Source organism: Nocardia sp. NBC_01388, assembly GCF_045040085.1.
Classification (GTDB): domain Bacteria; phylum Actinomycetota; class Actinomycetes; order Mycobacteriales; family Mycobacteriaceae; genus Nocardia.
In genome coordinates this window covers 6,720,008-6,742,540 of the sequence record NZ_CP109553.1, presented here as the reverse complement: position 1 = coordinate 6,742,540, position 22,533 = coordinate 6,720,008, and the positions used below count along the sequence as shown (strand labels likewise).

Here is a 22,533-nt window from a genome sequence, read left to right as displayed (position 1 = left end):
CCTCCGCTTCGCTCCGGCGAGTGCTGTATTTTCTGCCTCCGCTTCGCTCCGGCGGGGTCGGGGCCCTGTTACCCGGTTCTTCCCTCCTTCCGCTCCTCCGCTTCGCTCCCCCGCTCCACTCAGTCCAGAACCGGGCGGGCCCCGACCTTGGAGTTCATGCCGCTCAGGCGATTCCCTCTACGGATTCCGGGTTGAACTGGTCGCGCCAGGCGATGGCTTCCTTGACCCCGGTCAGGTCGTAGTCAGGGCCGCCGGTGCCGACTGTGAACAAGGTCGCGCCCTGCGCCACGAAGTCGGCCGCCTTGTCTGCACCGGGCCAGTCCACAGACTTCTCGATGGTCGCCACATCGGTGCCGACCGCGGTGCAGTGGTCGGCCAGAATGCCGGACTTTCGCTTCAGGACTTCGAGATCGGCGAAGGTGTGCCAGATATCGGCGTACTGGGCGACCAGGCGCAGCGTCTTCTTCTCGCCGCCACCGCCGATGAGAATGGGGATATCGCGGACGGGCTGCGGGTTGAGCTTGGCCAGGCGGTCGGTAATGCGGGCCAGGTATTCCTTGAGCAGTTCGAGACGGCTTCCGGCAGTGCCGAATTCGTAGCCGTACTGGTCGTAGTCCTTCTCGAACCAGCCCGCGCCGATGCCGAGAATCAAGCGGCCGTCGCTGATCTGATCGACGGTGCGGGCCATATCGGCCAGCAGATCCGGATTGCGGTAGCCGCCACCGGTGACCAGCGCACCGAGCTGCACCCGTTCGGTCTGCTCGGCGACCGCGGCGAGCATGGTCCAGCACTCGAAGTGCGCGCCCTCGGGATCACCGTAGAGCGGATAGAAGTGGTCCCAATTGAAGACGATGTCCACCCCGGCGTCCTCAGCCCGGCGCACAGCGTCCCGAACGAGCCCGTACTTGGGCGCGTGCTGCGGCTGCAGTTGAACTCCGATACGAACCGATCGACTCATTGGTCGCTCCCTATTTTCTGCCGCCGCTTCGCAGCGGCGGGTTCGTGGCCCTGTTACCCGATTCTTCCCTCCCTCCACTCCTCCGCTTCGCTCCCCCCGCTCCACTCAGTCCAGAATCGGGCGGGCCACGAACTTCGGCCGAGTGTTTGCAGCCGCTTTGCGAACCGCGTGGCCGCCTGTCAGCTGATATCGTGCGCGGGACCCGGGCCGATGCCCCGGGACAACCCCTCTACTCGGATCGTCCGGCACGTTCCTGCCGGTGAAGGGATGTGCACCGTGGCTACGGTGACTTTCGACAAGGCCTCCCGTATGTACCCGGGCTCGGCCAAACCCGCTGTGGACGAACTGAATCTGGAGATCGCCGACGGCGAATTCCTGGTTCTCGTGGGCCCGTCCGGCTGTGGCAAATCCACCTCGCTGCGCATGCTCGCGGGCCTGGAGGAGGTGAGCGACGGTCGCATTCTCATCGGCGACCGGGACGTCACCCATGCCGAGCCCAAGGAACGCGATATCGCCATGGTGTTCCAGAACTACGCGCTCTACCCGCATATGAGCGTCGCCGAGAATATGGGCTTCGCGCTGAAGATGGCCAAGGTCGCCAAGGAGGAACGCCAGCAGCGGGTGCTGGAGGCGGCCAAACTGCTGGATCTGGAGCCGTACCTGGACCGGAAACCCAAGGCGCTCTCCGGCGGTCAGCGCCAGCGGGTCGCCATGGGCCGAGCCATCGTGCGCCAGCCGCAGGTGTTCCTCATGGACGAGCCGCTGTCCAATCTCGACGCCAAACTGCGGGTGCAGACCCGCACCCAGATCGCCCAGCTGCAGCGCCGGCTCGGCACCACCACCGTTTATGTCACGCACGACCAGGTCGAGGCCATGACCATGGGCGATCGGGTGGCCGTGCTCAAGGACGGGCTGCTGCAGCAGTGTGCCGCTCCGCGCGATCTGTACCGCGATCCGGCCAATCTGTTCGTGGCCGGATTCATGGGCTCGCCCGCGATGAACCTGTTCACGCTGCCGGTCGAGAACGGCGCGGTCACCGTCGGCGGCCACACCATCGAGTTGCCTCGCACGGTCGTCGACGCCGCCGGGCCGAAGGTCGTGGTCGGTGTGCGGCCCGAGCACCTGGAGCCGGTCGGCGACGGCAGCGGCATCGGCATGGAGATCGATGTGGTGGAGGAGCTCGGCTCCGACGCCTACATCTACGGCCGCACCCACGGTGACGGGGAAACCATTGTGGCGCGCGCTGATTGGCGCCACCCACCGGTCAAGGGCGCGAGCCTGAGCCTCACCACCGATCCCGAGCACATCTACTTCTTCGGCCCGGAAGACGGCCGCCGGCTGAACTGACGGCTCCCGCGGCACCGACCGGCGTCGCCCCTCACTTGCGGGGGCGGCGCCAGTTCTTATTGATCCGCACGCGCAGATTCTCCAGTGGCACTTCATGTCCCGAGGCGCTGCGGATTTCGACCCGCACCGGTTCTCCGGTGGAATCCTCGACCCGCTCCAGCGGCGGCACACCGCCCTGCAGGTAGGTGTCGCCCCACTGCCAGAGCGCGACCACGACCGGCAGCAGATCCACACCCATTGTGGTGAGGGCGTATTCGTGCCGGGTCCGCTTGCCTTCCTCCTGGTAGGGGCGCTTCTCCAGCAGTCCGGCATCGACCAGCTTGCGCAGCGCGCTGGAGGCCGCGGCATCGGTGATGCCCACGCGGGTGGCGAAGCCGTCGAACCGGGTGGTGCCGTAGTACGCCTCGCGCAGGATGAGGATCGCCGAGCGGGTGCCGACGATCTCCAGGGCCTTGGCGATCGAGCAGCCCTCGGGTTTCCACGCGCTCAGATCACCGAGCTTGCCTTCCAGCACTACGGACATGGCGTACATCATACACAGGCTGACTTGCCCTAACTATGGCCAGCTCGTACTCTGGCATTAGGGCAATGAAGCCAGCTACTCCGAAAAGGATCAGCAATGAGAGACGCAGTCATCGTCGAAGCGGTACGCACACCGGTCGGCAAGGGCAAGCCCAGCGGCGCACTGCACGGCGTACACCCCGCCGACCTGTTCGCGCACAGCCTGCGCGAAGTGGTCCGGCGCAGCGGCATCGATCCCGAACTCATCGACGATGTGATCGGCGGCGTGGTCACCGCCGTCGGCGAACAGGGCAGCAACCTCACCCGGCGGGCCGCACTCGCCGCCGGCTATCCGGAATCGGTGCCCGCCACCACCGTGGACCGCCAGTGCGGCAGCAGCCAGCAGGCCATCCACTTCGGGGCGCAGGGCGTGATCGCCGGGGCCTACGACATCGTGGTCGCGGGCGGCGTCGAATCCATGAGCCGGGTGCCGATGGGCGCGAACATGATCGGCGCGGCGGATATCGCCGGCGTCGGATTCGCCGAACGGTATCCCGAGGGCCTTGTCCCTCAGGGCATCAGCGCCGAACTCATTGCCGCGAAGTGGGGGCTCTCGCGCGGACAGCTGGACGAGTTCGCACTCGCCAGCCACGAAAAGGCCGCTCGCGCAACAAAGGACGGGGCCTTCGACGCCCAGCTCGCACCTCTCGGCGGGCTCACCACCGATGAGGGCATCCGCCTCGGCAGCACACTGGAGACGCTCGGCGCACTGCGACCCGCGTACTACAGCGAGGAAATGGCCGCCCGCTTCCCGCAGATCGGCTGGAACATCACCGCCGCCAATGCCAGTCAGATCAATGACGGCAGCTCCGCGGTACTCATCATGACCAGTGAACGCGCCGCCCAGCTCGGCCTGACCCCGCTCGCCCGGGTGCACAGCTTCGCCGTGGCCGGCGACGACCCGCTGCTCATGCTCACCGCCGTCATCCCCGCAACCCGGAAGGTCCTGCAGCGCAGCGGCCTCCAGCTCTCCGATATCGACCTCTTCGAAGTCAACGAGGCCTTCTCCTCGGTAGTCCTGGCCTGGGCCCACGACACCGGCGCCGACCTGTCCAAGGTGAACGTCAACGGCGGCGCCATAGCCATCGGCCACCCCCTCGGCGCCTCCGGCAGCCGCCTCGCCACCACCCTCGTCCACGCCATGCACGACCGCGGCGCCCGCTTCGGCCTGCAAACCATGTGCGAGGCAGGCGGTTTGGCCAACGCCACAATCTACGAACGCCTCTGACAGCCGGACACCGCCACTACGGCGGCGAGCAGGCCCGGAATCTGCGCCTCGGCGAACATCGGAAAGCCACAAACACAGTGGTCCAGGCACGCTCCCGCCGCAGTGGGCGACGTACGATAACGGGGAATCCCGAGCCGAAGGATGACCACCGTGTCGGAAGCGTTCGACTGGTCTTCACCGAAGACCTACAGCCAGCCCGTCGACATGGACAACTATCTGGAAATGCCCGAGGACGTGTCCCGGACGGTCGAGATCAAGGACGGGATGATCGTCTTCTGTGAATCGCCGTCCCCGAATCACAACATAATCTCCCGCAATATCGGACGAGCGCTGGCCGATGGCGAGGCGAAGCGAGCGAATCGGCAGCCGTGTCTGCGCGTGAACCGCGATATCGACATGCTGGTGTCGGAGGTCCCTTTCCATTACAAGCGGCCGGATGCCATCGTCTACCGGTGTATCGAGCAGCCCCGGAATCATTGGAAAACCAAACCGACGGTTGCCGACACGATTCTGGCCGTCGAGGTGGTATCGCCTACCACCGTCACGGCTGACACCATCGACAAACGGGCCGAATACGCCCGGTACGGCATCCAGCACTATTGGATTGTCCGGATGGCCAACGACGACGGCCCAGCAATCTCCATCGAGATGCTCACGCTCAATTCCGAAGGCAGATACGTGTCCAACGGACACCGGAATCGAACCGATAATTTCAGCGCGGCTCTCGACACCCTGGTTCCCTTCGAGACCAGGGTCACCTGGGAAGAGCTCGACGAGGGGCTCGACTAGTTCAGATCGACACTGCCACTATGGCGGTGAGCAGGCCCAGGACCCACGCCTCGACGAGCATCGGGAAGGCGAGTAATGCGGTGGTCCAGGAGCGTTGGCGCCACTGGACGGCGCGCAGTATCCAGAGCGGGACCAGCATGAGCGTCACGGCGATGCCGAACCAGCCGACGGCGTAAGCGACGGGGAGGTAGTGCGGGTCGCCCGACCCGCGCGCCAGCACCTGGTAGTCCGGCACGAAACCCGCTACCACCCAGGCCGATCCGCATGCCGCGATGTAGGTCAGCGTGGAGACAGCGAGATCCGCCCAGCGCATGGGCGGCCGCCACCACTCCGCCATCCCTCCAGCATGCGCCCGCGCCTCACCCGACGGCGTTGCCGACCAGAACGTGCCCGATCCCCCCGCACACCGCGATCACCGGCAGCGCCGCCGCAGTCCACCACCAGGCCCGCCGCCCCGTCATGGCCGCGACCGCAGCCAGCACCAGCGCCGCCCCCAAGGCCAGCGACATCCCGCCGCCCGCAATCAGCAACCCCCACAGGGCAGATCCGGCCGGCCGAATCGCCTCACACTGCACCGAGAAGTCCTTCTTCGCAGTGCACCGATTATGAATCAGCCCGAATGCCTTACCGAAAAGGTCGTACGCAAACAACGCCGCAATAGCCACATCCACCACGAACAACACAGTCGCCAGGAGCACGTCCTTGCGCGCCACCGATGGTCGCGACACCTCTGCGGGTGACGACATCGACCGGCCAGGTCCCGCAGCCACGGGATTCTGCTCCGGCACAATCTGATTCACCCCAGAGTCGCCAGGTGGCAGGGTGTGCTTGACCGTCTCGGCCGCATCCGCCCCATACGGCTGCACCCCACGGCCCGGTTCCTGTGGAGGTATGGGGCCACCGGACCCTCGTGAAACACCGGGACCCGGCGGATGTCCCGTCCCGCCCGGATGCCGCTGCGGCACCGGTTCCGCCGGTCCCCGCGACTGCCCCGGACCGCTCGGTCCCGGCGGACGTCCCGGACCGGGCGGCGGCTGCTGACGTCCGGGGATGCCCGGATTCCGTTGCGGCACCGGACCACCCGGCCCCTGCGGCGGCGCGGGCGGACGGGCGGGATTCGGGCGAGGGCCATCCGCCCCTGGCCGACGCGGTTCATTGGGCGGATACATAGGTGGACTCCCCCGGTCGATCGTCTTGTCCAGGCATTCTCACCGTGTCGCGAGCCCACCGCCACTCCGATTCCCGCGAGCAGGCGCGGATCGCATAGCTGAGTAGGGTGCTGAGGGATGAACGAGAGCGCTGGTGCCCCGGACTTCGATGCTGCGATCGTCTATGCGATTCCGATGCGGACTCGGTTTCGCGGGATCACCGTGCGCGAAGGGATGTTGATACCCGGGCCGCTCGGGTGGGGAGAGTTCTGTGCGTTTCCCGAGTACGACGATCGGGAGGCGGCCGCCTGGCTTGCTACAGCGGTGGAGCAGGTGACCATCGGGTGGCCTGAGCCGGTGCGGGATCGGGTGCCGGTGAACTGCATCGTTCCGGCCGTTGGACCGGAGCGGGCTCGGGAGGTCGTTGCCGCGTCGGGGTGCCGGACCGCGAAGGTGAAGGTTGCCGATCATCCGGGGTCGCTGGCGGAGGATATCGACAGGGTGGCGGCCACTCGGGAGGCGCTCGGGCCCGGCGGGGCGGTGCGGGTCGACGCCAATGGGCTGTGGGATGTGGAGACTGCGGTCGAGCACATCAAGCAGATCGACCGGGCCGCAGGTGGTTTGGAGTATGTCGAGCAGCCGTGCCGCACCATCGAGGAGCTGGCCGCCGTGCGCCGCCGGGTGAATGTGCGTATTGCCGCCGACGAATCGATTCGGCGCGCAGAGGATCCGATGCGGGTCGCGGTGGCGGGCGCAGCGGATGTCGCGGTGCTGAAATGCACACCGCTGGGCGGAGTCCGGCGGGCACTGCGGGTCGCCGAAGCCGCCGGATTGCCCTGCCTCGTCTCCTCGGCACTGGAAACCAGTGTCGGCCTCTCCGCCCAGATCGCCCTGGCCGCAACCCTTCCCGAACTCGACTTCGCATGCGGCCTGGACACCCTCTCCCTCTTCACCGGAGACCTGGTCCCCGACTCCCTGCGCCCGGTGGACGGCTACCTCCCGGTCCCGGCCACCCCGCCCACTCCCAGCCTCGAATTGCTGAAGCGCTACCGGCACCCGGACCCGGGCCGAACCGCCTGGTGGCACAGCCGCCTCACCCGTGTTCGCCGCCACCTGGAATAGAGCCGGCAATGGTGCGGGTCACGTAATTCGGACGCCACAGGAGTACATAGTGGTGCGCAGGAGAAGCGCGGCTTCGGGCCCGATGACGCCCTCCGCCAATTCCACATAGCGGCCGCAGAATTCCGGCCCGTGCGCCGCGGTTTCGGCGTGATCGGGGTCCAGATGATGCGCCAATTCGTGCAGGATCACCAATTCCCGCAGCGCCCACGCGCGGCCGTGCACATGCAGCGGAACAGCCAGAACAGCTCCGTCGGCCTCGTAGTGCGCCGCCTTCGCACCGGCCCGGGCGCGCACCAGAATCGGGGTTTCCGACCGTTCCCATTGTGCACGTACCCAATTCAATGCGAGCACCCGATTCACATAACTCTGCACCGATTCCACCGAGGCGAACTTTCGCTCGATCGGCAGTGTCACCTGTGAACCGAGTACCTCCACCGTGCGTGTCCCGAATTCATCGGCGCGCTCGAATACTCCGCGCACCAGCATTTCCGCGTCGTACACCTGAGCCCGTTGCGAATCACGCACCGCCGCGCCCATTTCCGGCCATCCGATGGTTGCCTGCCACCGGGTGAGCGCTCACTGCCCGCCGCGCGGCAATTGCCCGCGAGCGCCGTCCAATTCGGGGGCCGTGCCCAAACGCGCCGCCTTGCCCGCGCGGTCTCCGGCCCGGCGCGCGGCCGCCGAATAGCCCGCCGACGCCTGCGGCCCGCGCCAGGTGCCACGCGCCTCGGAGGTGCTGGTGTAGAAGTCGGTGAGCTCCAGCTCCTTGTTGCGCAATGCCAATGCCGTTCCGGTGGAAACGGTTTCGGTGCGCACCGCCTCGGCCTCGACCTCGGTCTTGATCTCGCCCAGCCGGCGTCCGATGCGCGCGGCGAAGGCCATCTGGAAATTCAGGCGCGCGGTGACCGCGGCTACCGGCGCCTGTACCCGGCGCTGCACGGTACGGCCCCACCGGGTTTCGGCGACCACCTTCTCGGTGGTGGCGGTCCGATAGGCCCCCGATTTGATGTACTGATCCGACGCCCGCACCATCTGCACCAGCAGGCTGCCGTAGAGCGCCTCGCAGGTGTCGATATCGGTGTCGAAACCGTAGGCGTAGACCATCGTCGAGGACCGCGCCACATCACAGCGCACATCATTGGCGGCCGCGATGGCCACGAACAATTGCACGTACGTGCGCAGGCCCTTCTTGCCGGGCTCGCCGATCGGCACCACACGCTGGATCGGCGTCGGCCGCCGCTCCCGGCCCGCGATATGCGCGCGCGCCACCGCCAGATCGACCGACGACCTGGTCGCGAGCTTCTGTGCGGCAGCGAGAAACGCCTCGGCCTCGTGCTCGTTGTCGGTGGATTCGGCTTGGCGCAGCAATCCACCGATACGCGTAAGTAGTTTGTCGGTGCCCAATTTGCCTCCGCTTCGCTTCGGCGGGTTCGCGGCCCTGGGAGTCTCGGTCTTCCCTCCTCCGCTCCTCCGCTTCGCTCCCCCGCTCCGTCAGTCCAGACCGAGACGGGCCGCGAACCACGAGGTAGCTCCGACGAACGTTAGCGCAACCATGTATCTTCCCTTGTGCAACCGGCTGAGTGTGCCGCCGCTCACGTCTCGACCCTGGAGTATCAAAGATGGTTTTGAAGAAGGTGTCGTCCCTACGATCGTCGCTGATTCCGCGCGCCGCGGTGGCTTTCACCTCCGCTGCGCTGCTGACCGCGACATTCGCCGCGGGCTGCTCGAGCGACTCGAGCACCAACGCCATCTCGCAGAACCTCACCGGACGTGGCCCGATCACCTATGTCGAGGGCAAGGACACCACCGAAACCGGTGCGGTCAAGCAGCTCATCGACCGGTGGAACAGCTCGCACCCGGACGAGAAGGTGACGTTCAAGGAGCAGTCGAACGACGCTTCCCAGCAGTACGACGATCTGGCGCAGCACATGCGCGCCAAACAGTCGGACTACGACGTGGTCGCGCTCGACGTGCCGTGGACCGCGGAGTTCGCCGCCAAGGGCTGGATCCAGCCGTTGAAGGACTCCTTCGCCATCGACACCTCGACCCTGCTGTCGCCGCCGGTCGCCAGCGCCACCTACAACGGCACGCTGTACGCCGCGCCGCGCAATACCAACGGCGGCCTGCTGTACTACCGCAAGGACCTGGTCCCCGAGCCGCCCAAGACCTGGACCGAACTGCTGGCCGACTGCGCCAAGGCCAAGGATGCCGGAATCGGCTGCTACTCCGGTCAGTTCGCGCCCTACGAGGGTCTGACCGTGAACACCGCCGAGCTCATCAACGCCTACGGCGGCAGCTTCGTCGGCCCGGACGGCAAGTCCCCCACCGTGAACAGCCCGCAGGCCCGCGCCGGGCTGCAGGTGCTCGTCGACGCCTACAAGAACGGTGACATCCCGAAGGAAGCGATTTCCTTCAAGGAGCCCGAGAGCCAGAACGCCTTCGCCACGGGCAAGCTCCTGTTCATGCGCAACTGGCCCTCCAGCTTCGGCGATATCGGCTCCGACGCCTCCGCGGTGAAAGACAAGTTCGGCGTCGCGCCGCTGCCCGGCAAGGACGGCATCGGCGCCTCCACCCTCGGTGGCTACAACGCGGCCATCAGCTCGTTCTCCAAGAACAAGGCCACCGCACTGGACTTCCTGCGCTACCTGATCAGCGAGGACGCACAGCACATCATCGCTCAGGGCGGGTTGCCGTCGGTTCGCGCTTCGGTCTACGACGATCCGGCGCTCATCGCCAAGATGCCGTACCTGCCCGCGCTGAAGGATTCCATCGCCTCGGCCGTGCCGCGTCCGGTCACCCCGTTCTACCCGGCGGTGTCGAAGGCCATCCAGGACAACGCATATGCTGCTCTGACCGGCACCAAATCCGTAGACGACGCCATTGTCGGAATGCAGAAGGGCATCGAGACCGCCGGTTCGTAGTCTCGACGCAGTGCGGATAACGCTCGAGTCCCGTAGGAGAAGAAAAAGGTGTCACGTCCTTCGGGAGCGACCGATGTCGCGACGCCCGACCTGCCTGGCAAGACCGTGAAATCCGCACCGCCGCAACCGAAGCGCCGATCCGCCCTGGGCGGATCGGCCAAGGCGTGGCTGTTCGTCACCCCGGTGCTGCTCGCACTGGCCGTCGTGATCGGCTATCCGGTCGCCCGGGCGCTGTGGATGTCCTTCCAGAAGGACCAGGGTCTCGACAAGTCCACCGGTATGTTCACCGAGGGCGGCAGCGCCGGGTTCGACAACTACACGCACTGGATTTTGCAGCAGTGCACCGACTCGCTCGGCCAGACGGTCGACTGCCCGACCGGCAATCTCGGTGCGTCGTTCTGGTCGGCCATCGCCATCACCCTGCTGTTCACCGTGGTCACGGTGACGCTCGAGGCCACCATCGGGCTCGGCATGGCCGTCATCATGGGCAAGACGTTCAAGGGCCGCGCCCTACTGCGCGCCGCCGTCCTCATCCCGTGGGCCATCCCCACCGCCGTCACCGCGCGGCTGTGGGAGTTCATGTTCCAGTACGACGGTGTGGTGAACCGGGTCCTCGGCACCCACATCCTGTGGACCGCCGACGAATGGCCCTCACGTTTCGCGGTCATCATCGCCGACGTGTGGAAGACCACCCCGTTCATGGCACTGCTGATTCTTGCGGGCCTGCAGGTCATTCCGGGCGATGTGTACGAGGCCGCCCGCGTGGACGGCGCCTCGGCCTGGCAGCGCTTCACCAATATCACGCTGCCGCTGCTGAAACCGGCACTGATGGTGGCGGTTCTGTTCCGCACCATGGACGCCCTGCGCCTGTACGACCTGCCGGCCATCATGACGCAGAACAGCCCGCACACCCGCACCATCTCCATGCTGGTGGTGGATCAGGTGCGCCAGGGCCCCAACAGCGCGTCGGCGCTGTCCATCATCACCTTCCTGCTCATCTTCGCCGTGGCGTTCCTGCTGGTGAAGGTATTGGGCGCCAATGCGGTTCGCACCCAGGAAGAACAGCGGGAGGCGCACTGATGAGCACCGATCTGGCCACCGAGACCGCGGCGAAGCCGAAAGCCCCTGCCGGGCAAGCAGTTCCGTGGACCAAACGACTCGCCTCCGGCCGCGTCTACCTTGGCGCGCTGATCGTCCTGGTCTGGGGCCTGGGACCGTTCTACTGGATGGTCGTCACCGCGCTGCGCGATCCGGTCTACACCTTCGACAACACGCCGTGGCCGACACACGTCACCTTCCAGAACTTCAGCAATGCCTTCGACACCAGCCGCGGCAACAACTTCGGGCGCGCGCTGCTCAACAGCGTGATCATCGGCTCGATCACCACGGCGGTCGCCCTGCTCATCGGTGTCATGGCCGCTTACGCATTGGCGCGACTCACCTTCCGCGGCAAGTACGTGGTCTCCGGGCTCATTCTGAGCGCGTCCATGTTCCCGGTCGTGGTGCTGGTGACGCCGCTGTTCCAGCTGTTCACCGATCTCGGCTGGATCGGCCACTACCAGGCCATGATCATCCCGAACATCTCGTTCGTGCTGCCCATGACCGTGTACATCCTGGCCTCGTTCTTCACCGAACTGCCCTGGGAGCTGGAGGAAGCCGCGCGCATCGACGGCGCCACCAAATTCCAGGCCTTCCGGCTGGTCATGCTGCCGCTGGCCGCGCCCGCCGTATTCACCACGGCGATCCTGGCTTTTATCGCCGCGGTCAACGAATACCTGCTGGCGAGCTTGCTCTCCAGCGACAAGACCGAACCGGTGACGGTCGCCGTCGCCCGGTTCTCCGGTAACGATCCCCTGGTCCAGCCCTACGCGGCGATCATGGCCGCGGGCACCATCGTCTCGATTCCGCTGGTGATCATGGTGCTGCTGTTCCAGCGCCGCATCATCTCCGGTCTCACCGCTGGCGGCGTCAAGAGCTGATCCCGCGTACACCCGGAATGACAGAGCGCGGCCCATGCGTCCATTAGCATGGGTCGCGCCGCGTCTGCGGCGCTGAAGTACGCAAGCTTTGTCGACGCTCCGGAAGGAGATGCTCGTGAGCTCGTCCCGTAAGCGGCGCCGTGAACAACCTGCGCCGTACGACACCCTGGCAGGGTGGAACGAGCTCCCGACCAGCCCCCTCCCCAAGCAGACCGGGCAGAGCAGCAAGCCGCGGCGACGCCCGAAACCAGCCGAAAAGTCCACGGCCGCACCACGTCCGGCGCGGCCGCGCACACCCAGAACGCGCGCTCAACGCATTCGGCAGGTGATCACCGCACTGTTCGTGATCTTCTTCGTCTTACCCACGCTGCTGCTGGGACTCGCGTACTGGAGCGCCGAGATCCCCGACCCGGCAGCGGTGCAGACCAATCAGATCGCCACCATCCTCGCCGCCGACGGCACCAGCGTCATCGCGAAGGTCGTTCCGCCGGAAGGCAATCGGATCCCGGTACCGCTGACCGACGTCCCCGAACCGGTGCGCCTGGCCATGCTCTCGGCCGAGGACCGCAACTTTTACAGCAATCCCGGCTTCTCCACCGCGGCCTTCGCCCGCGCCGCCCGGGACAATCTGCTCGGCAAGGAAGACGCCGGCGGCGGCTCCACGATTACCCAGCAGTATGTGAAGAACGCCTTCCTGAGTTCCGAACGGACACTGAGCCGCAAGATGCGCGAGCTCATCATCTCCGCGAAGATGTCCCGCGAATGGAGCAAGGACGACATTCTCGCCGCCTACCTCAACACCATCTACTACGGCCGCGGCGCGTACGGCATCTCCGCCGCCGCCAAGGCCTACTTCGGCAAACCGGTACCGGAACTGACCGTCGCCGAGGGTGCGGTGCTCGCCTCCGTGGTGCGCACCCCCTCGCTGCTGGACCCGGAGACCCATCTGGATCAGCTGCGTGCCCGCTGGACCTACGTGCTGGACGGCATGGTGACCATGGGCGCGCTCACCAAGAACGACCGCGCCGCAGTCCAATTCCCGGTCATCGTCCCCGCCACCCAGATGGACGACAGCATTCCGCGCGGTCCGGAAGGACTCATCCGCACCCAGGTGCTGCGCGAACTGCGCTCCTCCGGCATCAGCGAGCAGGAACTCAATACCGGTGCGCTGCAGATCATCACCACCATCGACGCCCGCGCACAGCAGGCCGCACTCAATGCCGTCGGCACTGTGATGGGCGGGCAGCCAGGTGAACTGCGCACCGCCGTGGTGTCGGTCGATCCGCGATCGGGCGCGGTGCGCGCCTACTACGGCGGCCCCGACGGCATCGGCATGGACTTCGCGCAGGCGCCGCTGCAAACCGGTTCCGCCTTCAAGACTTTCGCGGTGCTGGCGGCGCTGCAGCAGGGCATCACCATGTCCTACCCGCTCGACAGCGCGCCGGTCACCGTCAACGGCGAGAAGATCCAGAATGTCGGCGGCGAATCCTGCGGCACCTGCCCGCTCAGCGAGGCGTTCAAGCGATCGCTCAACACCAGCTTCTACCGGCTTACCCAGAGCCTGTTCGAGGGCCCGAAAGCCATTGCCAATGCCGCACATCAGGCCGGCATTCCGGACCAGATTCCCGGTGTCGCCGGTAAATCGCTGTCCGAGGACGGCGCGGCGCCGCTGCCCGCCATCGTGCTGGGCGCGTATTCGGTACGGCCGATCGATATGGCCTCGGCCTACGCCACCATCGGCGCGTCCGGCACGTACCGCGCGCCCTACTTCGTGCAGAAGGTGACCACCGGCGACGGCCGGGTGCTGCTCGATCGCGGGGCCGACCCGCAGAAGGGCGAACAGCGCATCCAGGCCGCGGTGGCCGACACCGTCTCGCAGGCCATGCTGCCGATCGCCGCCTATTCCAATAATCACAATCTCGCGGCCGGGCGACCCTCCGCCGCTAAGACCGGGACCACCCAACTGGGCGACACCGGACAGAACAAGGATGCCTGGATGGTCGGATTCACCCCCTCGCTCTCCACCGCCGTTTGGGTGGGAACCGAACAGTCGCAACCGATTCACACCGCGCGCGGATCGGCCATCTACGGCTCCGGCCTGCCCTCGGACATCTGGAAGCAGACCATGGACGGCGCGCTGGACGGCACCCCGATCGAGCAGTTCCCGAATTCGAATCCGCTGCCCGGCGCGCCGCCCGCCAGTGGAAATTACGACATTCTCAATCCCGCTCCGGGGCCGGCACAGGATCCGGTGGTGGTGATTCCACCCGCCCCGGCGCCACGGCAGGTGGAGATCTTCCCCGGCCTCAGCATCCCGGTTCCCGGTTAGCCACAGAGTTGTTGATCATGAATCGCGACTACCGGACCCATCCGCCCCCGGCCACGGATATTGTGGAATCGGCCACCGGTGCCATCGACTCCGGACATCGGTGGCAGGATGCGGGTTGGGAGCAGGGTGGGGTCGGAGACAGCACGAGACTTAGGGGCGACGCCGGTGGATTTCAATGTTGTTGAACGCCACGAAACGCTGGTGGCCGGAACGGTGCTACGCAGCCCGGCGCTGGCTGTCGAAGGGCCGCGCCGCGCCAAAGTAGAGGAAGCCTGGAAACAGAACCTCTCGCGCAGCCTGCCCGGACCACCCGCGACCGCATATGTCGATCACGCGCCCGAGATCGGCTCGTATCTGACCCATATCGTCGGCTACAAGTGCGAGACCCTGGACGACCTGCTGCCCGGCGATGTGCTGGCGCGCGTCCCCGCGGGTACCTTCGCGCTGTTCACCCGCACCGGCGAGAATCTGGGCGACACCATCGCCTCCGTCTGGCGCACGGTGTGGGATCTGGAGGCCTCGGGCACGCTGGTCCGCGCGTATACCGGGGATTTCGAACGGTATCCGGACCCCCGGACCGTAGAGGTTTTCGTCGCGCTGCACCCCGGCGCGGAGGGATAGAGGCCGTGGATTTCGAGATCATCACCCTGGACGCGTTCTTCATCGGCGGGCTCACCATCCCCCTCACCGGCCGGGAAGTCACCGCACGCGACCTCGATCTGGTCAACTTCACCTGGGACCGCTACCTGGCCCGCGAGAAGAAGGTGGAACGCGTCGCCGCCTACATCGGCCAGAACGACCATGCCGTAGCGGTACTCGGCTACGAACTGGCCGGACTCGACCAGCTCGACATCGGCGACGTCCTCACCCGAATCCCCACCGGGCGCTACGCCAAATTCGTGGTCTCCGACAAGCCCTACGACCTGCTCCGCACCGCCTGGGCCAAGGTCGCCAAGGCCGAAAACGCCGGAACCATCACCCGATCCCACACCGCGGAGATCGAGCGGTATACGGGGCCGACGTCGGTCGAGGTTTACGTCTCGCTCGACTGAATTTTCTGGCTCTGCTTCGCTGCGGGCGGGGGGCTGTGTTTGTTTTGCCCTCCGCTTCGCTCCGGGCGGGGTCGGGGCCCTGTTACCCCGTTCTTCCCTCCCTCCGCTCCTCCGCTTCGCTCCCCCGCTCCACTCAGTCCAGAACGGGGCGGGCCCCGACCTTGGGGCGGATGTTGTTGGGGGGCTGGGGTTTCTGAGGGCGAGGGTCGACGACGACAGCAAAAGCCCGGCCGGAGTTGAACTTCCGGCCGGGCTTCCCTCACCTGCGTGGTGCGTTGCTACTACTCGGCGCCGATGATGAACGCTTCGAGCTGCTCGCGGGCGATGTCGTCGGCCAGCTGCTTCGGCGGGGACTTCATCAGGTACGCGGAGGCCGGGATGACCGGTCCGCCGATACCGCGATCGAGGGCGATCTTGGCGGCGCGGACGGCGTCGATGATGATGCCGGCCGAGTTCGGGGAGTCCCACACCTCGAGCTTGTACTCCAGGTTCAGCGGCACGTCACCGAAGGCGCGGCCCTCGAGCCGCACATACGCCCACTTGCGGTCGTCCAGCCAGCCGACGTGATCGGACGGGCCGATGTGCACATTGCCCGCGCCCAGATCCTTCTTCAGGTTGCTGGTGACAGCCTGGGTCTTGGAGATCTTCTTGGACTCCAGGCGCTCGCGCTCGAGCATGTTCTTGAAGTCCATATTGCCGCCGACGTTCAGCTGCATGGTGCGGTCGAGCTGCACACCGCGGTCCTCGAACAGCTTGGCCATCACGCGATGCGTAATGGTCGCGCCGACCTGGGACTTGATGTCGTCACCGACGATCGGGATGCCCGCGTCGGTGAACTTCTTGGCCCACACCGGATCCGAGGCGATGAACACCGGCAGCGCGTTGACGAAGGCAGCGCCCGCGTCGATGGCGCACTGCGCGTAGAACTTGTCGGCCTCTTCCGAACCCACCGGCAGGTAGGAAACCAGCACGTCGACCTTGGCGGCCTTCAGTGCGGCAACCACATCGACCGGCTCGGCCTCGGAGAGCTCGATGGTCTCCGCGTAGTACTTGCCGATGCCGTCGAGGGTCGGGCCGCGCAGCACGGTCACATCGGACGGCGGCACATCGGAGATCTTGATGGTGTTGTTCTCGCTGGCGAAGATCGCGTCGGAGAGGTCGAAACCGACCTTCTTGGCGTCGACATCGAACGCGGCGACGAACTTCACATCGCGAACGTGGTAGCGACCGAACTTGACGTGCATCAGGCCGGGCACAGTCGCGGTCTCATCCGCGTCCTTGTAGTACTGCACGCCCTGAACCAGGGACGATGCGCAGTTACCCACACCTACGATGGCCACGCGAACTTCGATGGCGCCCTCAGCCGTGTTGATTTCACTCATGGCCGATATTTCCCTCTTTCTGTGGTGCCGCCTTCGTCGATTGCTCCGCAGCAATCAACTCGTTGAGCCAGCGCACTTCGCGCTCGCTTGATTCGAGACCGAGTTGATGGAGCTGGCGGGTGTAGCGATCCAGTTGCCCGCTGGCTCGTTTGATCGCTTCCCGCAGTCCTTCTCGGCGCTCCTCGACTTGCCTCCGGCGCCCCTCCAAGATCCGCATTCTCGCTTCCGCGGGGGTGCGGCTGAAGAAAGCCAGATGAACGCCGAAGCCGTCGTCGGTGTAGTTCTGTGGTCCCGTATCGGCCAGGAGCTCGGCGAACCGCTCCCGGCCGGTGTCAGTCAGCTGGTAGACCCGCCGCGCACGGCGTGTTGCCAACCCCTGCGGACTCTCCTCCGCAATGAGACCGTCGGCCTGCATACGCCGCAGGGCCGGGTAGAGCGACCCGTAGGAGAAAGCCCGGAAGGGGCCGAGCAGACCGGTCAATCGCTTGCGCAGCTCATAGCCGTGCATGGGCGATTCGAGGAGCAGCCCGAGGATTGCCAACTCGAGCACCGGGCCTCACCCCCTCCTGACTGTTCTTTTCAGACCTAACCGATGGATGCAGTTCCAAACTATATCGCGCCGATATAGTTTGCGTGCACTCCCGGAGCAGTCGGCGCCTGACGGAACCCTGAGAGTCACGCTGGGGCGTGCGGGGTCCGCTACCCCGCAAGTACTCTGGGACGCGTGCGAATACAGCGGCAGGTAGTGGACTATGCGCTTCGGCGCCGGTCGCTGCTGGCCGACGTCTATGCCGGACGCGTGGACGTGTCCGAAGTCTGTGACGCCAACCCGTATCTCCTGCGCGCGGCGAAGTTCCACGGACACGGGAGCGAGGTCACATGCCCTATCTGCCGGAAAGAGCAGCTGACTCTCGTATCGTGGGTCTACGGTGACGGGCTGGGCCCGGTAGCCGGCTCCGCCCGCACGCCGGAGGAGTTGATCCGGCTGGCCGAGTCTCGCGAGGAGTTCTCGGTGCATGTGGTCGAGGTATGCCGGACCTGCAGCTGGAATCATCTGGTGCAGTCCTATGTGGTGGGCCAGACCCCGGCGCCGGGGCGCCGCCGTACCGGCAACCGCCGCCGCGCGGCCGAGTGAAGGACCACGACGACTGCTGACTTGGCGGGCACACGTGTGCCCGCGCGGCCTTTCCGGCCGCATCGAGCAAGGACCGTACCGAGTAGTTATTGGAGAGCCAGGCTGTGACATCGCCCTATGACGACGGACCGCAAGGCGGCCGCCCCCAGCGTGGCGGTTCGCAACCCGGCCCCGGCGGCTACCCGCCGCCTCGACCGGGCGGGCCGCCGCCAGGCGCACGTCAGCCGCTGCCGCCGCGTCAGGGGCAGGGTCCTGTTCCCGGTCGTGGACCGGTGCCCGGTCCGGGCGGACTGCCGCCGCGCGCCCCGGGCGGGCAACCGCCGCGCGCACCCCTGCCGCCGCAGGGCGGACAGCCGCGCCGTCCCGGACCGCCGCCGCCGCGCGCCGGCTCCGATGCCACGCAGGTGGTGAACACCGGCTCCAGGCAGGCTGTGCCGGAACATCTTCAGCGCGCCGCCACCTCCGACCGCGCCGAGCGTGCCGCCGATCGCACTCCGCGAGTGGCGAATCGGGCGGCGGGAGGAGCAGGCGCCGGAACGCGTCCGCGCCCTGCCGACGACCGCACCCGCCAGCTGCCGGGTTCGGACTCCGGCGCGTCGCGGCGAGTACAGGGCGGCCCGCCGTCGGGTCCGCCGCCGCGGCGTCCCGGCGGTGAGGGTCCCGGTGGCGGTGGTGGAAGTCGCCGGCCGAAGAAGCGTTCGACGTGGAAGATCGTCCGGCGCGTCCTCTACATCTGCATGGCGCTGTTCATCGTGGCGCCGAGTACCGCGTTCCTGGTGGCCTATTCGACCGTGGACGTGCCGAAGCCCGGTGACCTGAAGACCAATCAGGTGGCCACCATCTTCAATGCCGACGGCACCACGGTGCTGTCCAAAGTCGTTCCGCCGGAAGGCAACCGGTCCGATGTGAGCATCGACCAGATTCCGCCGCACCTGCGCAATGCGGTGATCGCGGCCGAGGATCGCGACTTCTACACCAATCCGGGCTTCTCCATCTCCGGCTTCGCCCGTGCCGCACGCGACAATGTGATGGGCAAGGCCAGTGCCGGTGGTGGTTCCACGATCACCCAGCAGTATGTGAAGAACTCGATGGTCGGTGACGAACACTCACTGACCCGAAAGATGCACGAGCTGGTGATCTCGGCCAAGATGGCGCGGCAGTGGTCCAAGGACGACATTCTCACCGCGTACCTGAACACCATCTATTTCGGTCGTGGCGCGTACGGCATCAATGCGGCGGCCAAGGCGTACTTCGACAAGAAGGTCTCGGACCTGGATGTCGCCGAGAGCGCCATGCTGGCGGCCACGATTCAGCAGCCGTCCAATCTGGATCCGGAGAAGAATCCGAAGGGTGCGCAGCAGCGCTGGAACTATGTGCTCGACGGCATGGTGTCCGGCGGCAATCTGTCGGCCTCCGATCGCGCGGGTATGCAGTATCCGCAGGTGATTTCGGGCGCCAAGGCCGCGGGTGACAAGTCCCTCGACAGCGGCCCGGAAGGCTTGATCAAGACGCAGGTTCTCAAGGAGCTCGAGGCCGCGGGCATCAGCTCGCGGGAGCTGAACACCGAGGGTCTGCAGGTCACCACGACCATCGATGCGAAGGCACAGCAGGCGGCCATCGACTCGGTCAACAAGACCATGGACGGCGAACCCGATATCCTGCGCACCGCAGTGGTTTCGGTGGATCCGAAGACCGGCGCGGTGCGCGCCTACTACGGCGGTTCCGACGGTCAGGGCTTCGATTTCGCGAATGCCGGTCTGCCGCCGGGCTCTTCGTTCAAGGTGTTCGGCCTGGCCGAGAATCTGGAGATGGGCAAACCGCTCTCGACGATGTACGACTCCTCGCCCGTCACCGTGAACGGCATCAAGATCAGCAATGTCGCCAATGAGACCTGCGGTACCTGCACCATCGCCGAGGCGCTCAAGCGATCGCTGAACACCAGCTTCTACCGCATGGAGCTGGACATGCCGGGCAACGGCCCGCAGAAGATCGCCGATATGGCGCACAAGGTAGGCATCCCGGAAACCATTCCGGGCGTGGGCAAGTCGCTCACCGAAGCAGATGGCAGCGGCCCCAACAATGGCATCGTGCTGGGGCAGTACCAGGTGCGGGCCCTCGATATGGCGTCCGCGTACGCCACCTTCGCGGACTCGGGCGTCTATCACGCACCGCATCTGGTCCAGAAGGTGGTGACCTCCGACGGCACGGTGCTGCTGGACCGTGGCGACGTCGCGGGTGAGCAGCGGGTCGCAGCCGCCATCGCCGACAATGTCACGGACGCCATGAAGCCCATCGCGGCGTACTCCCGCAATCACAACCTGGCCAACGGCCGCGAATCCGCGACCAAGACCGGTACCAACCAGCTCGGCGACACCGATGAGAATCGCGACGCCTGGATGGTCGGCTACACCCCGGAGCTGTCGACGGCCGTATGGGTCGGCACCGAACAGGGTGTGAAGTTGCGCAATGCCAATGGCGGCCAGATCTACGGTTCCGGTCTGCCCGCCGATATCTGGAAGGGCACCATGGACGGTGCGCTGAAGGGTGTGCCGATCAGCAAGTTCCCCAAGCCCGCCCCGATCAACGGGCAGGCGGGTGTGCCCTCGTGGTCCGCGCCGTACACCGCGCCGTCGACGACGGAGGCGCCGGTGCTGCCGCCGGTGGTCACCCAGAGTCAGGTGGAGATCCTGCCCGGTATCACGATTCCGGTGCCCGGTCTGGCGCCGAACCCGCAGAACCAGCAGCGCTCACAGCCGCAGCAACAGCAGTCGCAGGATCCCGGCGCGGGTCCGCTGCCCGGGCAGCCTGTCGCACCGGGCGACGGCGGCGCCGCCGTGACCACCACGCCCAATGCGAACGGTTACGGAAACGGCGGTTACGGCAATGGTAATGGGAACGGCAACGGCAACGGGTCCCCGCGCAGTCGGTAGCCTCGAGCCGTGATCGAGGAAGTGGAGCACCGGCCGACCGCGAACGGCGAGTCGGCCGGTGGTGCATCGCAGCTGTCGTACGTCTCCCCCTCACCGCTCGCCGCGGATCTGCGGTCGGTGGACGACAGGGACAAGCCGAGCCGCACCGATACCCTGACCGCGCAGCTGTGCGATCTGATCGGCGGCCCGGTCGGCGATCACGCGGTGATCGGCCGCGCCCGGTTCTGGACGCCCATGCGGGTGCTCATGGCCTTCGCGGTGCTGTTCCTCGCGCTGAGCTGGTTCGGGAAGGCGGGCTGTATTCAGCAGCGTCCCGATGCCGACGGCGTGCTGGGATTGGATTGGAACAACGGGCGCCAGTACGTGGCCATGTGCTACTCGGACACGGTGCCGCTCTACGGCGCAGAGCATTTGAACGAGGGCGCCTTCCCGTACAAGAAGCAGTGGACCGATTTCAGCGCGGACGGTAAGCCGCAGGTCCGGTACATGGAGTATCCGGTGCTGTCGGGTCTCTACCAGTACGCGGCCATGGGAATCGCCAAGGCGTGGAAGCAATCTCCGCTCCCGGGCGCGCTCGAGGTGGTCGTCTACTTCAATGTGGTCGCGGTCGGCCTGGCCCTGGCATGGCTGGTGACGGTATGGGCCTCAGCGCAATTGGCGGGGCGGCGGGTGTGGGATGCCGGGCTGGTGGCGCTCTCACCCCTGGTGCTGGTGCACGCGTTCACCAATTTCGACACGCTCGCAACGGCTTTCGCGGCCGCCGGCCTGCTGGCCTGGGCGCGGCGCAGGCCGGTGCTGGCGGGCATGCTGCTCGGGCTCGGCGGCGCCACCAAGTTGTATCCGCTCTTACTGCTGGGTCCGATTCTCATTCTGTGCCTGCGGGCCGAGCGCCTGGGCGCGGACGATTCGCGCTGGGGCGGTCTGCGGCCGCTGCGGGCCGGCGGTGCGGCGGCGGCTGCGGCGGTGATCACCTGGCTGGCGGTGAACGCGCCGATCGCCGTCCTGTACGACCAGGGCTGGCGAGAGTTCTTCCGGCTCAATACCGATCGCCATGCCGACCCGGATTCGGTCTACAACGTGATCAGTTCGTTCACCGGCTGGCAGGGCTTCGACGGGGTGCTCAAATCCACGGATACACCGACGATTCTGAATCTGGTGTCGCTGCTGCTGTTCGTCATCGCGTGCGCGGGCATCGGCTGGATCGGTCTGACCGCCGCCCGCCGACCCCGCCTGGCGCAGTTGGCTTTTCTGGTGATCGCGGCCTTCCTGCTGACCAATAAGGTGTGGAGCCCGCAGTATTCGCTGTGGCTGGTGCCGATTGCCGTACTGGCGCTACCGCAGCGGCGAATCCTCTTGGCGTGGATGACCATCGACGCACTGGTGTGGGTACCGCGCATGTACTACTACCTGGGCACCGACCGTAAGGGCCTGCCCGAACAGTGGTTCACCACCACCGTCGCGCTGCGCGATCTCACGGTGATCGCCCTGTGCTTCTTGGTGATTCGGCAGATCTACCGGCCCGAACACGATCCGGTGCGCCGGGACGGCGCGGACGACCCCGGCGGTGGGCTGCTGGATCGCGCACCCGATCCGGAGCATCCGTGGCTGCCGCCGCTGCTGCGCCCGAGAACATTGGTCACCGCCACTTAGCC

The 22,533-nt window shown here is 66.4% G+C and carries 21 protein-coding genes; 13 read left to right on the top strand and 8 right to left on the bottom strand.

Going from position 1 to position 22,533, the window contains the following annotated elements; genetic code table 11:
- Positions 1–163: 163 nt before the first annotated feature.
- Positions 164–958: an LLM class F420-dependent oxidoreductase gene (locus tag OG716_RS32350; RefSeq protein ID WP_405134240.1), complete on the bottom strand. Its 795-nt coding sequence runs from the start codon at positions 956–958 to the stop codon at positions 164–166.
- Positions 959–1,234: 276 nt separating this feature from the next.
- On the opposite strand from OG716_RS32350, the gene OG716_RS32345 reads away from it, so the two are divergent.
- Positions 1,235–2,305: an ABC transporter ATP-binding protein gene (locus OG716_RS32345; protein ID WP_405134239.1), complete on the top strand. Its 1,071-nt coding sequence runs from the start codon at positions 1,235–1,237 to the stop codon at positions 2,303–2,305.
- Positions 2,306–2,336: 31 nt separating this feature from the next.
- Here OG716_RS32345 and OG716_RS32340 read toward each other — a convergent pair whose 3' ends face one another.
- Positions 2,337–2,828 carry a winged helix-turn-helix transcriptional regulator gene (locus OG716_RS32340; RefSeq protein ID WP_405134238.1) on the bottom strand — a complete coding sequence of 164 codons (492 nt, stop codon included), beginning with the start codon at positions 2,826–2,828 and terminating at the stop codon, positions 2,337–2,339.
- A gap of 96 nt (positions 2,829–2,924) precedes the next feature.
- Between OG716_RS32340 and OG716_RS32335 the strand changes: the two genes are divergently transcribed.
- Both OG716_RS32335 and OG716_RS32330 read left to right on the top strand, forming a co-directional pair.
- On the top strand, positions 2,925–4,094 hold the full coding sequence (locus OG716_RS32335; protein ID WP_405134237.1) for a thiolase family protein: 1,170 nt from the start codon (positions 2,925–2,927) through the stop codon (positions 4,092–4,094).
- A 150-nt stretch (positions 4,095–4,244) separates the two neighbouring features.
- Complete coding sequence (locus OG716_RS32330; protein ID WP_405134236.1) at positions 4,245–4,883, top strand: Uma2 family endonuclease; 639 nt, start codon at positions 4,245–4,247, stop codon at positions 4,881–4,883.
- Position 4,884: 1 nt separating this feature from the next.
- On the opposite strand, the gene OG716_RS32325 is transcribed toward OG716_RS32330, so the two are convergent.
- On the bottom strand, positions 4,885–5,220 hold the full coding sequence (locus OG716_RS32325; RefSeq protein ID WP_405134235.1) for a hypothetical protein: 336 nt from the start codon (positions 5,218–5,220) through the stop codon (positions 4,885–4,887).
- Positions 5,221–5,242: 22 nt separating this feature from the next.
- Entirely contained in the window at positions 5,243–5,596 is a 354-nt protein-coding gene (locus OG716_RS32320) for a hypothetical protein (RefSeq protein ID WP_405134234.1), read from the bottom strand.
- 573 nt (positions 5,597–6,169) lie between these two features.
- Here OG716_RS32320 and OG716_RS32315 point away from each other — a divergent pair.
- The gene (locus tag OG716_RS32315; protein WP_405134233.1) at positions 6,170–7,153 is read left to right on the top strand and encodes an o-succinylbenzoate synthase; all 984 of its coding nucleotides are present in this window, start codon (positions 6,170–6,172) and stop codon (positions 7,151–7,153) included.
- Positions 7,154–7,171: 18 nt separating this feature from the next.
- Here the strand turns inward: OG716_RS32315 and OG716_RS32310 are convergent, their stop codons facing one another.
- Together OG716_RS32310 and OG716_RS32305 are read right to left on the bottom strand one after the other, a co-directional pair.
- Entirely contained in the window at positions 7,172–7,690 is a 519-nt protein-coding gene (locus tag OG716_RS32310) for a TIGR04338 family metallohydrolase (protein ID WP_405134232.1), read from the bottom strand.
- 39 nt (positions 7,691–7,729) lie between these two features.
- Positions 7,730–8,557 (bottom strand): DUF2786 domain-containing protein, encoded by an 828-nt coding sequence (locus OG716_RS32305; protein ID WP_405134231.1) that lies wholly within the window; start codon positions 8,555–8,557, stop codon positions 7,730–7,732.
- 215 nt (positions 8,558–8,772) lie between these two features.
- On the opposite strand from OG716_RS32305, the gene OG716_RS32300 reads away from it, so the two are divergent.
- The 6 genes from OG716_RS32300 to OG716_RS32275 all read left to right on the top strand — a co-directional run bounded on the left by OG716_RS32300 (position 8,773) and on the right by OG716_RS32275 (position 15,434).
- Entirely contained in the window at positions 8,773–10,074 is a 1,302-nt protein-coding gene (locus tag OG716_RS32300; protein ID WP_405134230.1) for an ABC transporter substrate-binding protein, read from the top strand.
- A gap of 105 nt (positions 10,075–10,179) precedes the next feature.
- Positions 10,180–11,154 carry a carbohydrate ABC transporter permease gene (locus tag OG716_RS32295; RefSeq protein ID WP_405140062.1) on the top strand — a complete coding sequence of 325 codons (975 nt, stop codon included), beginning with the start codon at positions 10,180–10,182 and terminating at the stop codon, positions 11,152–11,154.
- Positions 11,154–12,053 (top strand): carbohydrate ABC transporter permease, encoded by a 900-nt coding sequence (locus OG716_RS32290; RefSeq protein ID WP_405134229.1) that lies wholly within the window; start codon positions 11,154–11,156, stop codon positions 12,051–12,053. Before OG716_RS32295 ends, OG716_RS32290 begins: the two co-directional genes overlap by 1 nt.
- 109 nt (positions 12,054–12,162) lie before the next feature.
- Entirely contained in the window at positions 12,163–14,382 is a 2,220-nt protein-coding gene (locus OG716_RS32285) for a transglycosylase domain-containing protein (RefSeq protein ID WP_405134228.1), read from the top strand.
- A gap of 165 nt (positions 14,383–14,547) precedes the next feature.
- Positions 14,548–15,003 (top strand): GyrI-like domain-containing protein, encoded by a 456-nt coding sequence (locus OG716_RS32280; protein ID WP_355125079.1) that lies wholly within the window; start codon positions 14,548–14,550, stop codon positions 15,001–15,003.
- 5 nt (positions 15,004–15,008) lie between these two features.
- Positions 15,009–15,434, top strand: coding sequence for a GyrI-like domain-containing protein (locus tag OG716_RS32275; protein WP_355125081.1), 426 nt, complete (start codon positions 15,009–15,011; stop codon positions 15,432–15,434).
- Positions 15,435–15,715: 281 nt separating this feature from the next.
- Here the strand turns inward: OG716_RS32275 and OG716_RS32270 are convergent, their stop codons facing one another.
- Both OG716_RS32270 and OG716_RS32265 read right to left on the bottom strand, forming a co-directional pair.
- Entirely contained in the window at positions 15,716–16,816 is a 1,101-nt protein-coding gene (locus OG716_RS32270; protein ID WP_355125083.1) for an inositol-3-phosphate synthase, read from the bottom strand.
- Positions 16,809–17,366: a PadR family transcriptional regulator gene (locus tag OG716_RS32265; protein WP_297623837.1), complete on the bottom strand. Its 558-nt coding sequence runs from the start codon at positions 17,364–17,366 to the stop codon at positions 16,809–16,811. The genes OG716_RS32270 and OG716_RS32265 overlap by 8 nt, the downstream gene beginning before the upstream one ends.
- 174 nt (positions 17,367–17,540) lie before the next feature.
- Here OG716_RS32265 and OG716_RS32260 point away from each other — a divergent pair, with 174 nt between their 5' ends.
- The 3 genes from OG716_RS32260 (at position 17,541) to OG716_RS32250 (ending at position 22,531) form a co-directional block, all read left to right on the top strand.
- The gene (locus tag OG716_RS32260; RefSeq protein WP_405134227.1) at positions 17,541–17,951 is read left to right on the top strand and encodes a DUF5318 domain-containing protein; all 411 of its coding nucleotides are present in this window, start codon (positions 17,541–17,543) and stop codon (positions 17,949–17,951) included.
- A gap of 737 nt (positions 17,952–18,688) precedes the next feature.
- Positions 18,689–20,881: a transglycosylase domain-containing protein gene (locus OG716_RS32255; RefSeq protein WP_405140060.1), complete on the top strand. Its 2,193-nt coding sequence runs from the start codon at positions 18,689–18,691 to the stop codon at positions 20,879–20,881.
- A 72-nt stretch (positions 20,882–20,953) separates the two neighbouring features.
- Entirely contained in the window at positions 20,954–22,531 is a 1,578-nt protein-coding gene (locus OG716_RS32250) for a glycosyltransferase family 87 protein (RefSeq protein ID WP_405140058.1), read from the top strand.
- Positions 22,532–22,533 lie beyond the last annotated feature (2 nt).